Consider the following 12,440-nt stretch of genomic DNA (forward strand, 5'->3'; position numbering starts at 1 on the left):
TCCGGTCTCTCTCACTGGCCCCAGTCGCGGAGCTTGACCTCGACCATCTGCAGGGCGAGCGTGCCGTCCTGGACGTCCTCGACGCGGAGCGTGAGCATGCACTCGGGGCAGCCGAGGGTTTCGCCCTTGTCCATGGGCGGGGTGGTGACGTCGGTCTCGCACTCGGGGCATTCACCGGTGAGCGTGGAAGTGGGCGTGGAAGTGGGCGTGGACATGTTTCCTCCAGAGATATGAGCTGTGAGATGTGAGCTGTGAGACATGAGCTGTGAGTCGTTGTGCTGACTCAGCCGGACAGGAAGTCGACGGCGGCCTTGCGGATGGCGTCCCGGTCGAGCAGCGGGCGTCCGTCCTGCTCCTGACGCGCCGTGAGCCACTTGGTGAAGGCATCGACGTCGAGGTCGCGGCCCTCGTCGGCGAGCGCCCACTTGACCAGCGGAACCGTCAGGCGGGACCGGACGCGCAGCTCGCGGGAGTTGCCGACGAGCTCGGCGGGGAGGGTCTCGTAGGCCTCCGGGTTGGTGAGCTGGCCCGGCAGTTCGTAGGCGAAGGCGTGCTCGGTGGTGGGGCCGGACTGGAAGGCCTCGCCCAGGCCCGCCCCTGCCAGCGCCACCTTCGACAGCTCGGTGAGGTGGGACAGGTCGAAGCGGGTGTCGCCGTGGATGACGCGCAGCGAGGTCAGCAGTTCGGCCAACGGCGCGTTGCCGCCCCGTTCGCCGATGCCGCCGACCGTCGCCGAGATCCACTGGGCGCCGGCCCGCACGGCGGCCAGCGAGTTGGCCACGGCCATGCCGAGCATGTTGTGCGAGTGGATCTCGATCTCGGAGCCGTCGATCGCGGTGAGATCCGCGATCTTCTCCTCCATCTGCCAGGGCGAGAGGTACGCGACGGTCTCGGCGAGACGGAACCGGTCGGCTCCGGCCGCGAAGCCCGCGGTGACGTAGGGGACGAGCCGCTCCTTGGGGGTGCGGGCACCGTCCTCGCCGCTGAAGGTGACGTGGAATCCGCGCTCCTTGGCCCCCTCGATGGCGGCGCGTGCGACCGAGGTCAGGTACTTCGCGCTCGGCGAGGCCAGCTTGAGCTGCGCGTGCTCCTGCGAGGTGGGGATGGAGAACATGACGGACCTGACGCCGAGGCGCAGGGCCTCGTCCAGCGCCGACGCAACCTGCTGACGGTCCCTCACCACGACCAGGGTCAGGCTGTGTTCGGGGCCCACGGCCTCGTGGGTGGCCAGGATGAGATCGGCGTCCTTCGAGGAGGGGCCGGACACCATGCCCACCTCGACCAGTTCCACGCCGGTCTTCACCAGCAGATCGGCGATGACCGCGGCGTCCTTGGCGCTGAACTCCACGCCGGCCATATGGGCGGAATCCCGCAGGGTCGCATCGGAAATGCGGGGTTGTATTCCCTGGATTTCTCGGGTTTCTGCTGCTGACATTGCACGCACTCTTTCCTTCGGAACCTGCTGCTGAATTACCGGAATCGGACCCTGGGAATCGTGTTGGGCGCTTGTGACCAGCTTCTTTGGCCGGAGTATCTACCGTCAAGGCCTTCCGTGTTCGGGCTCTGTCAGGCAACGTCACGGAATGTCAGAGGTCCGTTGATTGGCCAATGCCCGCTGCCGGTGGCGGGAGTTCACGATTACCATCACGGAGACCTGGGGGAAAAGCCTTCAGAAGAAGCCACCGACAGATGGGTGATGCCGTCATGACTGTTACTTCAGTGCCGCGACTCGGGCTTGTGGTTCCTCCGGAAAACCCCACGGCCGAGCCCGAGTTCCGCCATTTCCTCGACTCAGGAATGAATGTCTATACGTCCCGTTTCCCGGTCACCCCCGGCAAGGGGCTGCGGGACATGCTCGAGACGTACAACGAGGTGCTGCCCGATGTCCTGGCCGGCTTCGGTCAACTGCCTCTTGATGCTGCGGTGGTGGCCTGCAGCGCTTCGCACTACCTGCTGTCGCCCGAGGGTGACCGGGCGTTCTGTGCCGAACTGAGCGACCGGGCGGGCTTCCCGGTGCTGTCCTCGACGCTGGCGATCCTCGCGGCGTGCGAGACGCTCGGCGTGAATCGGCTGACGCTCGTGTCTCCCTACGAGCCGTGGCTGACCGACCTCTCGTGGGGCTACTGGGCGAAGGCCGGACTCGCCGTCGACCAGGTGGTGCCCGTGCCGGCCGGTGATCGCTACGACCCCTACGCGGTGACCACCGAGGCCATCCTCGAGCAGGTGGAGCGCCACGGTCTCGCCGACGATGCGGCGGTCCTGTTCACCGGCACCGGGATGTTCACTCTGGAAGCCTTGGACGAGCTCGGCGCCCGCTCCGACCGGGTACTGCTGTCCTCGAACCTGGCCAGTGCCTGGTGGGCGCGGCTCGCGGCGGGTGCGCGGGGCGGGAGGCTCGACGGCCACCCGCTGCTGAGGCAGCCGGCCCGCGCGGCATGAACCGCCGACGTCCTGGACCGCCGGCGATGGCCGGTGGTCCAGGACGGGGCCTGGTGGGCACCGCGGTGCCCACCGTCATGTCATCGACAGCTGAACTGCAGGCCGACACCGCGGATGGTGGTGATCCAGTCGGCTGCCCCCAGCTTCTTGCGCAGGCTGCTCACGTGGGTGTCGATGGTGCGCCGGGACCAGGAATCGCCCCAGACCTGCCGCATGATGCGATGCCGCGGGATGACGGTTCCCGGGTGCGAGGCCAGCAGATGCAGGAGGTCGAACTCCTTCGGGGTGACGTCCACCTGCCTCCCGTGCACCCGCACCTCGCGCGCGAAGGAATCGATCCTCAAGGGGCCCTGCAACACGACCTGTTGGGCCTCGGGCTGGATCCGCATGCGGCGCATGACGGCATCGATACGGGCCATCAGCTCATGGAATCCGTAGGGCTTCACCAGGTAGTCGTCGGCGCCTGCCTGGAGCCCGAGCACGCGGTCCACCTCGCTTCCCCGGGCGGTGACGGCGATCAAGGGAATGTCTGAGGCGGACCGCACCTCCCGGCAGACCTCCAGGCCGTCCAGGTCCGGGAGTTCGAGGTCGAGCAGCACCAGGTCGGCGTGCCGGTAGCCGCGCAGTGCCGCCTGCCCGGTCGCCGCCCTCTCGACGGTGTGCCCGTGCCGGGTCAGCCCCTGGACGAGCTTCTCGGCGTCACCGGCGTCGTTCTCCACCACGAGCAACCGCCAAGCGGCGGACGGCCGATGAGCCGCCGACCCGTGTGCCGCGACGCCCGATGCGGGCCGTCCTGGTCCCCCGGCGGTGAGCCGGGGGGACGATATGTGAGGGTCCATCAGATCCATGTCGGCTCCGACTCGGCCGACCGTCCGGGAAGTTTCTTCCTCACGCTTGTTCCGGGCATGCGCTGCCTCCCCTTGAAGTAGCTGTCGGTGAGCGCCGTCCCCCTGCAGAGCGGGGGAGGCCGTCGCGGCCCCCTGCCGCCTCACCTGGACCTTCATCTTGCGATGGATGTATCCGACGGGAAATACAGACTTCAATAAGTCACGGGGACGGCGGAAACCCCGTAGAGCATGAGGTCCCACACCCGGGCGAGCTGACCCACGGGGTCGGGATGCGGTGCGTCCGGCGCCGGTGCGTGGGCCCGGTGGCGCAGGTGCGCGTCGACGCCGGCGACGAGGTAGCCGGCCATCACGGCCACGGTCTCGGGGTCCGCCGTCGCGCGCAGCTGACCCTCCGCATGTGCCTCGGCCAGCAGTACGCGCAGGTCCGGGAGCCAGTTCGCCGTCCAGTCCGCTTCGGCGGACGGGCGCTCCCTGGCCAGCCGGGCGGCCGCGCGTACTTCGATCTCCTTCTCCAGGAGCCGGGCTATTCCAAGGACCAGGGCTCTGGCCCGGCGCAGCGGCGAGGCCGGGACGGCGAGGGCCTGGCGCACGGCCGCCCGAGTCGCCGAGCGTCCGTGTTCCTGGAGTGCGTCGGCGAGTTTGTCCTTCGTCGGGAAGTGGAACGTCAGGGCGCCCATGGAGATACCGGCCGCGCGGCAGACGCGGTGCAGGGTGGTGCCGTCGTAGCCGAAGTCGTCGATCTGTGTGGCGGCCGCGAGGATCAGGGCGCGGCGGGTGCGCAGGGCGCGCTCCTGCGTCACCATCGTCGGCCTCTGGTGACACGCCGGGTGCGCATCAAGCTCAAACACCTCTCGCCCGTTGTGGTCAGTGCGTCACACCTTTCTCCAGGCGGGCCCGGCGCGACAACGCCGACTTGCCGAAGTAGCGGCGGCGTACCCCGCTCCCCACTAGAAACATAAAAAGCATTCTGTATATTTTCTGGAGTCGTGCCGCCTGTCGACACTCCGAAGGGGATCCACCATGGCCGTACAGCACCGAGCAGTCCTGCCTCAGATGCAGGACCCGAGCAGCTGCGCGTCCGACTATTCCGACTTCATGCGGGACGTCTTCGGCTATCTGCCCCGCGCCGACCAGCGCCGATGGGCCGACGCCTATCTGCGCGGCCTGCTCACGGTCCCGGGCAAGAAGACGATCCGGCAGATGGCCAAGGCCGTCTCCCTGTCCGCCGGTGCCCCGCAGGCGCTGCAGCAGTTCATCAGCGCGAGCCCGTGGGGATGGGACACGGCCCGCGAGGCCCTGGCCCGCAAGGCCGCCGCACAACTGCCCGCCCATGCCTGGACGTTCGGCATGGTGCTGGCCGAAAAGCGCGGCGAGCACACGGTCGGGGTCCACCGCCGGTTCGTTGCCGATGTCGGCCGCACGCTCAACTGCCAGGTCGGCATCGGCCTGTTCCTGACGTCCGGCTCGGAGAGCATGCCGGTCGACTGGCGGCTCCTGATGGACGAGGCGTGGTCCGACGACCAGCGGCGGCGCCGGCGGGCCCGGGTTCCCGAATCGGTCCGGGCACAGCCCGTCTGGGCGCACCTGCTCGACCTGACCGACCGGCTCGCCGCCCTCGGACTGTCCGGCCCCGCCCCGCTCGTCGTCGACCGGCGCTGCGCCACCGACGTCGGCCGCCTGGCCGCCCATCTCAACCTGCGCGAGCGGGACTTCGTCATCGAGATCCGCCCCGAACAGCCCGTCGTTTCGGCGCTGCACACGAGATCCGCGGCAGGACCCCGGCACGCCGGCCTGCCGGTGAGCGCCCAGCAGTTCATGCGCGACGGAGGATCACGCCATCCGTACCTGGTCAGCGTCGAACGGGGCGGCCAGGCAGGGCACTTGACCGTGTTCACCGCCCTGGTACGTCTCCCGGGCGTCCGCCCCGGGGCACCCGGCGCCCAGCGGGTCTACCGGCTCCTTGCCGAGTGTTCCCCCACCCACCGGCGGCCGACCCGGTTCTGGATCACCAGCCTCGTGGACCGGCGGGTGGACGAGGCGCTCTCCCTGACGCGCCGGCCCGCTCTCACCCACGCGACGGTGCAGAAGCTCCAGGACGACTTCGGCCTCCTCGACTTCGAAGGGCGCTCGTTCCCCGGCTGGCACCACCACATGACGATGTCTTCCGCCGCGTACGTCTACAGCCGTCTGCCGCACGGTGCACGGCGGCCCGCAGCCGTCTGACCCCCATCAAGACGACAGCGCACGGCGCCACATGGCAAAGGACCAGCGATGACCGCACCCCCGGCCAGCACCGGACCGATGGGCCCGCAGGGCCTCACCGACGAGGAGACCACCGAGGAGCGTGCGCGGCGATTCGAGCGCGACGCCGTGGCATACCGCCGCCGGATGCACTCGGCGGCGCTGCGCCTGACCCGTAACCCCGAGGACGCCGAGGACCTGGTGCAGGAGACGTACGCCAAGGCGTACAAGGCCTTCCACCAGTTCCAGGCGGGCACCAATCTGTGGGGATGGCTCCACCGCATCATGACCAACGCCTACATCACCTCCTACCGCAAGAAACAGACGGAGCTCCCGCACACGGGGGCGACGGAGATCGAGGACTGGCAGCTGGCCCGTGCCGCCGGCCACACCTCCACCGGCCTGGCCTCCGCCGAGGCGCAGGTGCTCAATCGGATCCCGGAGCCCGAACTCCTCGACGCGCTGCGGGAAACCCCCGCGGAATTCGTCAAAGTGGTCTACCTGGCCGACATCGAGGGCCTGCACTACCGCGAGATATCCCAGCTGCTCGGCATACCCGCCGGCACGGTCACCTCCCGCCTGCACCGGGGACGCCGGCGGCTGCGCACACTGCTCGCGGACTACGGCCGCGACCGCGGCCTGGCGCCTGCTGCGCCGCCATCCACACGCTGACGCCCGTACGGCCTGCGGGCGGCCTGACCACGATCGGGCACAACAGAAGCGGGCTCGTATCCGATGCGACGTGTACGCAGGGGATACGAGCCCGCTGTCCCTGCGCCCGGGGGATTGGCGCAGAGCTAGGGGCCGCCGCGCGCGGCGGTGTCGGGCGGCTGTGCGGCCGCGATGACGGTGTCAAGGACAGCGCGCGCGGCCAGGAGGTCGGCCGCGGTGTCGCTGATCCGCTGTCGTTCCCGGTTCAGGCCGGGAAGCATGTCGGGGCAGACGGGTTTCGGCGTCCGGCCGTCGTCGAGCATGCAGGGCATCAGCTCGGCGATCGTGTGGGTGCTGAGGCCGGCGGCCAGCAGGGTCCGGATGTTCTGGACGGTGCGTACATCGTCGTGGTCGTACTCGCGGAATCCGCTGGGCCGCCGTCTCGGCTTGAGCAGGCCCTGTTGTTCGTAGTAGCGCAACAGGCGTGCGCTGACCCCTGTTTGCCGGGACATGGCTCCTATGAGCACGGGCCGCGGTGCCCGGCGCGGGAGTTCATGAGCCGATGCTGGCGCGCTTGGCGGGGAAGCCATGGGCGCGGGCTGCCAGGACCACGAGGAGGACCGGGACCAGGAGTACCAGGATGGTCCAGGGGAAGGAGGTGGAGCCGACGGCGTCCAGGAGGATGCCGCCGAGGATTCCGCCACCGGCCATGGCGACGTTCCACAGGGTGACCAGCATGGCCTGCGCGGCATCGGCCTGCTCGCCGCCCGCGTCACCCGCCGCGGTCTGCAGCAGGGTCGGCGCGCCGCCCCAGCCCAGACCCCACAGCACCACGGCGACATAGACCATGGCGGTGCTGTCGGACTCCACCGCGAGCAGGGCGGCGGCCACCGCGATCAGCAGCGTGGCGCCGATCATCAGGCCCCGCAGGCGCCGGTTGATCTGCGCTCCCACGACCCAGATGCTCACCAGGCAGGCGGCGCCGAAGACCAGGAGCACCAGGTCGATGGAGTCGCCCATCCCCAACTCGTCCAGGAATGTGGCGATGAACGTGTACAGGATGGTGTGGGCCAGTACGAACACCAGCGTGACGACCAGGACGGGCGTCACGCCCGGCACCTTCAGGGCCCGCAGCATCGGGGTGCGGCCCTCGGCCCGCTGGCCCGGGTAGTCCGGGACCGTCGCCGCGATCCAGCCGAGCAGCAGCACGGTCAGTACGGTCATCGTCAGGAACGCCGCCTGCCAGCTGAGCGCCTTGCCCAGGAAGGTGCCCGCCGGCACACCGAGCGAGAGAGCCACCGGAATACCCGCCATGGCGATCGCGATCGCCTTGCCCTGCAGATGCGGCGGTGCCATGCGCCGCGCGTAGCCCGCGAGGAGCGCCCAGGCCAGACCCGCCGCGACACCGGCCACGAACCGGGCCACCATCGTCAGCGAGTAGTTCTCCGATACGGCCGTGACCGTGTTGGCCACCGCGAATCCCGCCATCGCCGACAGGAGCAGCCGCTTGCGCCGCCACCCCGCCGTCGCCGCGGTCAGCGGGATCGCCGTCAGCGCGGTGCCGATCGCGTAGATCGTCACCGTCTGGCCGGTCGCGGACTCGCTCACATGGAGGTCGCTGCTCATCGCGGGCAGCAGGCCCGCGGGCAGCGTCTCGGTCAGGCTCGTGATGAAGACGGCCGTGGCCAGCGCCAGCAGGGCGAGCAGCGGCAGTTTCTCTTCTTTTTGATCCTGGATCCCGGTCCCGGGATCAACTGAGGGCTTCTTCTCGCTAATTGACATGGTGTGAATGCTCGAACCTTCACACATGTGTGAAGGTCAATGCGAAGAGACATGAGGTAGGTCACATGCGTATCGGAGAGCTGTCGGAGCGCACCGGCACGCCCCGCCGACTGCTGCGCTACTACGAGGAACAGCGGCTGATCGTCGTTGACCGCTCACCCAACGGCTACCGCGAGTACGACGAGTGCCTCGTGGACCGGGTCATGCAGATCAGAGGTCTCCTCGAGTCCGGACTGCCCACCCGGATCATCAAGGAGATCCTCCCGTGCCTGGACCAGCCCCGGGCCATCCATGTCTCCGGTGCGACGCCGGAGATCATCGCCACGCTGGAACTCGAGCGGGACCAGATGACCGAGCGCATCCACGGCCTGATCCGCAACAGGGACGCGGTGGCCGACTACTTGGCCACCGTGCGGGGCAACTAGGGCCTGTCCGATGGGTCCTGCCGGGGTCGCGACCCCTGGCACGCACTCCCCCAAGCTCTCGGCTTCGCTCAAGCAGGGAGGTGCCCCCTCCCGCGTTGTCGTCGGTTGCCAACGCTCCGCGTTGTCGCCCTCCTCCGCCTTGCAGCTGCACGCACCAGGGCCCGCTCGGCCCTGCTGAATCGGCACCCGGCGCAAAGACCGGCCTGACCCATCGGACAGGCCCTAGGGCGGAGGCTTACGCCGCGGTCCAGCCCCCGTCCACCGGCATGGCCGTTCCGGTGACGAACGTCGCACGGTCGCTGCACAGCCAGGCCGCGGCCTGTGCGACCTCCACCGGATCGGCCATCCGCTTCTGGACGGACCGGGACACGAAGCTCTCCTCGAGTGCCGGGGTCCCGGACAGCACCTCTTCCATCAGCTCGCTGCGCGTGCTGCCCACCACCAGGGCGTTGACCCTGATCCCGCGTCGGCCGTACTCGGCCGCGGCCGAGCGGGTCAGCCCGAGCACGGCGTGCTTGGCGGCGACGTACGCGGCGGAGGCTCCGGTGGCCTGGACCCCGGCCACGCTGGAGGTGTTCACCACGGATCCGCCACCGGTCTCGAGCATCGCGGGGATCTGGTGGCGCAGGCAGTTCCACACGCCACGCAGGTTCACGTCCATGGTGCGGTCGAAGACCGCTGTGTCCGTCTCATGGATCACGGTGCCCGCCGAGGCCCAGCCGGCGTTGTTGAAGGCGCCGTCCAGGGTGCCGAACCGTTCCACCGCGGCGGCGACGGCGTGCCGCACGTCCTCTTCGCGGACCACGTCGCCCGGCACCGCGTGCGCGGTGCCCCCGGCGTCGGCTATTTCCTCGACGAGCCGGTGCAGCCGGTCCGCGCGGCGGGCCATCAGCACGACGGCCGCCCCTTCGCCGGCGAACAGCCGGGCCGCCGCGGCGCCGATGCCGCTGGAGGCTCCCGTGATCATTACCGTCTTGCCGTCCAGCATGCCTTGCGTGGCGCTCATGTCTTTCCTCCCGCTCGGCCGCAGGCCGGGGTTGGGTGCGTTGCGTGGGGATTGCCCCACGGTATGTTCAGCGAAAGTCCGCCGCGTGGCGTGCGGCCCAGGCCGGGAAGGTGTCCGGAGCGCGGCCGGTGGCCTGCCGCACGCCGTCGGTCATCTCGGTCTTGACGCCGTCGGCCTGCCGTCGGGCTCGGGTCAGCATCGCCCGGGCGACCGGCTCGGGGAATCGGCCGAGCCACCGCCGCAGGGCCTGTTCCTCGGTCAGTTCCTCGTACCGAAGGGGCCGTTGCAGCACCTCGCCCAGCTGCCGGGTCTGGTCCCGGGCGGAGAGCGCCTGCGGTCCGGTCAGGTTGTAGGCGCGCCCGGCGTGCTGCCGGCCGGTGAGGGCCGCTGCGGCCGCCCGGGACACATCCTGCGGGTCGACGCAGGCGTTGCGCGAGGCGCCGCCGAGCGCGCGCACGACACCCTCCTGCCGGATCGAAGAGGCCCACCACAGGCTGTTGGACATATAGGCGCGTGAGCGCAGCAGCGTCCAGGACAGGCCGCTTGCCAGGAGCTGTTCCTCGCACTGCCGCTGCCAGGCGGTGATCAGGTCCTGGGAGCCGGGGTCCTCCACCGCGGACGCGGAGAGCTTGACGACGTGCCGGACCCCGCCTGCCCGCGCCGCGGCCAGGGCGCTCGCGTCGTGGACGGCCCGCTCCGGATCGAAGGTGACCAGCAGGAGGGCGTCCGCTCCTGCCATGGCCTGCCGCAGCCCGGTGCGGTCGGCGAGGTCCGCGCCCACGATCTGCCCCGCCACCCCGGCGCGGGCGGCCCGGTCCGGGTTCCGGGTCAGCGAGCGCACCTGGTGGGTGGCCGCGAGGAGACGGGCCACCCGGCTCCCGATGGTGCCGCTCGCTCCGGTGATGACGATGCGCAGGCCGTGCGGCTTCGCCGCGCGCGGCGTGGTGTCCGGCCAGGCGGGCACTGTCACTTGCCGACCGCCCGTGCCGGGTCCAGGGAGATGTTGCGGGCGGCGGTGGGAACGGCGATGCCCGGCAGCAGCAGCTCCCACATCCGCACCGTGCGCTCGCCGAGGTCTTCGCGGCCGCTGACCAGTTGGGCGTACAGCTGCACGCCCGTACACGCGCCCACCACGAACTCGGCGACGCTCTCGGGGTCGACCCCGGGCATGAGCTCCCTGTCCTGCTCGGCGTCCCGCAGGCAATCGAGCATGGAGGCCTGCCAGTTGAGGAAGGTCGTGGCGTCCCGCATGCCGAAACTGCCCTGCTCCACGGCGAGCCGTACGCCCGCCCGCAGCATCGGGTCGACGGGCAGCCGCTGGGCCCAGACCAGGGTGATGTCCACGAGGCGCTGCAGCCCGCGCGAGGTCACGCGCGGCTCGATCGCCTGGTGCTGCTCGTTCATCACCGCGACGGCGAGTGCTTCCTTGTTCTTGAAGTGGAAGTACATCGCTCCGGCCGTGAGTTCGGCGCGCGCCAGGATGCTGGTGACCAGGGCTCCGGTGTAGCCCTTCTCGTCGAACTCCTCTGCTGCCGCGCGGAGGAGCACCTCACGGGTGCGTACCGCCCGGTCCTGCTTGAGTCGCGGCATAGCCACCGTCCCTGTTTTGGTTCACCATTCGACAAAAAAAAGAACTCCCTTTATGTTATCCATGATCGTCGCCGCGGTCCACCGTCTGGAACCAACGCGCCGTCGTTACGAGTGAGCCTGGGGGGAGGGCGCATGAGGCATGTATCCGGCTTACCCGGCCTACCCGGCTTGTCCGGCCATGCAAGCGCCGCGCCGTTTCGCGGCCTGTTCCCCTGGGCTTGGCCCGCCTCCGCCCGTCGCAGCTCGTAGGCGCCGTCCCCGCCGTCCGTGCCGTGCTCGACCGCTATGGCCCCTTTCCCAACACCGTTTCAGGAGTACGCCATGACGCCCATGCCTGCTTCCACGGCCCCTGCGCCCCGCTCCGCCCACGTACCGAACGAGCTCGTCCACAAGCACCAGGCTTCCGAGGTGCTTCTGACGGGCTGGCGCCGCACCGCGCAGGACTCCTTCACCGTCACGGCCCGCTGGCCCACCGATCACGCCTTCTACGCCGTGCGCCACACGCTCCACGATCCGCTGCTGCTCACCGAGACGGTCCGGCAGATCTTCCCGCTGCTCTCCCATGTCGCCTACGACGTGCCGCTGGGACACCACCTGGTCTGGGACACCTACGACTACTCGCTGACCCGCGACGCGCTGCATGCCGAGTACCTGCCTGCCTCCCTCGATCTGCACGTCACCTGCCTGGAGGAGGTGCGCCGCGGCCCGCGGGTCGCCGCTCTGACCCTGCGGATCGATGCGGTGCGCGGCGGGCTGCCGCTGGCAACGTCCCATACCCGGTTCACCGTTCAGAGCCCCGCGATCTACCGGCGGCTGCGCGCCGGACACGGCGAGACCCAGCTGGAGCCGGTTCTGCCGCTGCCCTCGCCCGTGCCGCCGTCCCGGCTCGGCCGCACCTCCTGCCGCGACGTCGTCCTTTCGCCCTCCGAGGCCCCCGACCGCTGGCAGCTGAGGGTCGACAACCGCCACCCCATACTCTTCGACCACCCGCTGGACCACGTTCCCGGAATGCTGCTCCTCGAAGCCGCCCGGCAGGCCGCCCAGGGCATGTGCCACCGGCGGGCCATGGTGGCCGTGGCCATGGAGAACCGCTTCTCCCGCTATGTCGAATTCGACGCCCCCTGCTGGGTCGAGGCACAGCCGCTGCCCGACGACGCGCTCGGCCGCACGCGCATCGGCGTCGTGATGCGGCAGAACGGCACGGAGCGCTACTCCACCATCGTCACTCTCGAGCCGGCACCCGCGCCCGCCGCGCGGACCAATCCTGCGCGCACAGGATGCGGCCACCTCCGCCGGAGCCCGGCCATGAGCTGTGACTACTAGGGCCTGTCCGATGGGTCAGGCCGGTCTTCGGCGCCGGGTTCCGATTCAGCAGGGCCGAGCGGGCCCTGGTGCGTGCAGCTGCAAGGCGGAGGAGGGCGACAACGCGGAGCGTTGGCAACCGACGACAACGCGGGA

At 69.9% G+C, this 12,440-nt stretch carries 14 protein-coding genes; 5 read left to right on the top strand and 9 right to left on the bottom strand.

All coding sequences use genetic code 11. From position 1 onward, the window contains the following. Nucleotides 1–11: 11 nt before the first annotated feature. Together AB0O76_RS31205 and AB0O76_RS31210 are read right to left on the bottom strand one after the other, a co-directional pair. Nucleotides 12–215, bottom strand: a complete 204-nt coding sequence (locus tag AB0O76_RS31205) for a lysine biosynthesis protein LysW (protein ID WP_365497791.1) — start codon at nucleotides 213–215, stop codon at nucleotides 12–14. A 68-nt stretch (nucleotides 216–283) separates the two neighbouring features. After that, a complete protein-coding gene (locus AB0O76_RS31210) occupies nucleotides 284–1,435 on the bottom strand; it encodes an isopropylmalate synthase (protein ID WP_365497794.1) in 1,152 nt (383 codons plus the stop codon). A gap of 269 nt (nucleotides 1,436–1,704) precedes the next feature. On the opposite strand from AB0O76_RS31210, the gene AB0O76_RS31215 reads away from it, so the two are divergent. After that, complete coding sequence (locus AB0O76_RS31215) at nucleotides 1,705–2,439, top strand: arylmalonate decarboxylase (RefSeq protein WP_365497797.1); 735 nt, start codon at nucleotides 1,705–1,707, stop codon at nucleotides 2,437–2,439. 80 nt (nucleotides 2,440–2,519) lie between these two features. On the opposite strand, the gene AB0O76_RS31220 is transcribed toward AB0O76_RS31215, so the two are convergent. Together AB0O76_RS31220 and AB0O76_RS31225 are read right to left on the bottom strand one after the other, a co-directional pair. Then, the gene (locus tag AB0O76_RS31220) at nucleotides 2,520–3,278 is read right to left on the bottom strand and encodes a response regulator transcription factor (protein ID WP_365497799.1); all 759 of its coding nucleotides are present in this window, start codon (nucleotides 3,276–3,278) and stop codon (nucleotides 2,520–2,522) included. 200 nt (nucleotides 3,279–3,478) lie between these two features. Further along, nucleotides 3,479–4,090, bottom strand: a complete 612-nt coding sequence (locus tag AB0O76_RS31225; protein ID WP_365497802.1) for a TetR/AcrR family transcriptional regulator — start codon at nucleotides 4,088–4,090, stop codon at nucleotides 3,479–3,481. A 217-nt stretch (nucleotides 4,091–4,307) separates the two neighbouring features. Here AB0O76_RS31225 and AB0O76_RS31230 point away from each other — a divergent pair, with 217 nt between their 5' ends. Both AB0O76_RS31230 and AB0O76_RS31235 read left to right on the top strand, forming a co-directional pair. Next, entirely contained in the window at nucleotides 4,308–5,510 is a 1,203-nt protein-coding gene (locus AB0O76_RS31230; protein WP_365497804.1) for a transposase, read from the top strand. Nucleotides 5,511–5,558: 48 nt separating this feature from the next. After that, on the top strand, nucleotides 5,559–6,200 hold the full coding sequence (locus AB0O76_RS31235; protein WP_365497811.1) for a sigma-70 family RNA polymerase sigma factor: 642 nt from the start codon (nucleotides 5,559–5,561) through the stop codon (nucleotides 6,198–6,200). A 125-nt stretch (nucleotides 6,201–6,325) separates the two neighbouring features. On the opposite strand, the gene AB0O76_RS31240 is transcribed toward AB0O76_RS31235, so the two are convergent. Together AB0O76_RS31240 and AB0O76_RS31245 are read right to left on the bottom strand one after the other, a co-directional pair. Further along, nucleotides 6,326–6,706, bottom strand: a complete 381-nt coding sequence (locus AB0O76_RS31240) for a MerR family transcriptional regulator (protein WP_365497814.1) — start codon at nucleotides 6,704–6,706, stop codon at nucleotides 6,326–6,328. Nucleotides 6,707–6,731: 25 nt separating this feature from the next. Continuing rightward, nucleotides 6,732–7,961, bottom strand: coding sequence for an MFS transporter (locus tag AB0O76_RS31245; RefSeq protein ID WP_365497817.1), 1,230 nt, complete (start codon nucleotides 7,959–7,961; stop codon nucleotides 6,732–6,734). 65 nt (nucleotides 7,962–8,026) lie between these two features. On the opposite strand from AB0O76_RS31245, the gene AB0O76_RS31250 reads away from it, so the two are divergent. Beyond that, nucleotides 8,027–8,386, top strand: coding sequence for a MerR family transcriptional regulator (locus AB0O76_RS31250; RefSeq protein WP_365497820.1), 360 nt, complete (start codon nucleotides 8,027–8,029; stop codon nucleotides 8,384–8,386). Nucleotides 8,387–8,621: 235 nt separating this feature from the next. On the opposite strand, the gene AB0O76_RS31255 is transcribed toward AB0O76_RS31250, so the two are convergent. The 3 genes from AB0O76_RS31255 to AB0O76_RS31265 all read right to left on the bottom strand — a co-directional run bounded on the left by AB0O76_RS31255 (nucleotide 8,622) and on the right by AB0O76_RS31265 (nucleotide 10,982). Next, nucleotides 8,622–9,392 (bottom strand): SDR family oxidoreductase, encoded by a 771-nt coding sequence (locus AB0O76_RS31255; protein ID WP_365497823.1) that lies wholly within the window; start codon nucleotides 9,390–9,392, stop codon nucleotides 8,622–8,624. 67 nt (nucleotides 9,393–9,459) lie between these two features. Continuing rightward, on the bottom strand, nucleotides 9,460–10,362 hold the full coding sequence (locus tag AB0O76_RS31260) for an NAD(P)H-binding protein (RefSeq protein WP_365497826.1): 903 nt from the start codon (nucleotides 10,360–10,362) through the stop codon (nucleotides 9,460–9,462). Next, nucleotides 10,359–10,982, bottom strand: a complete 624-nt coding sequence (locus AB0O76_RS31265; protein WP_365497829.1) for a ScbR family autoregulator-binding transcription factor — start codon at nucleotides 10,980–10,982, stop codon at nucleotides 10,359–10,361. The genes AB0O76_RS31260 and AB0O76_RS31265 overlap by 4 nt, the downstream gene beginning before the upstream one ends. A gap of 321 nt (nucleotides 10,983–11,303) precedes the next feature. Between AB0O76_RS31265 and AB0O76_RS31270 the strand changes: the two genes are divergently transcribed. Then, nucleotides 11,304–12,305 (top strand): ScbA/BarX family gamma-butyrolactone biosynthesis protein, encoded by a 1,002-nt coding sequence (locus AB0O76_RS31270; protein WP_365497831.1) that lies wholly within the window; start codon nucleotides 11,304–11,306, stop codon nucleotides 12,303–12,305. The last annotated feature ends 135 nt before the right edge of the window (nucleotides 12,306–12,440 follow it).

Source organism: Streptomyces sp. NPDC086554 (assembly GCF_040686095.1).
Lineage (GTDB): Bacteria > Actinomycetota > Actinomycetes > Streptomycetales > Streptomycetaceae > Streptomyces.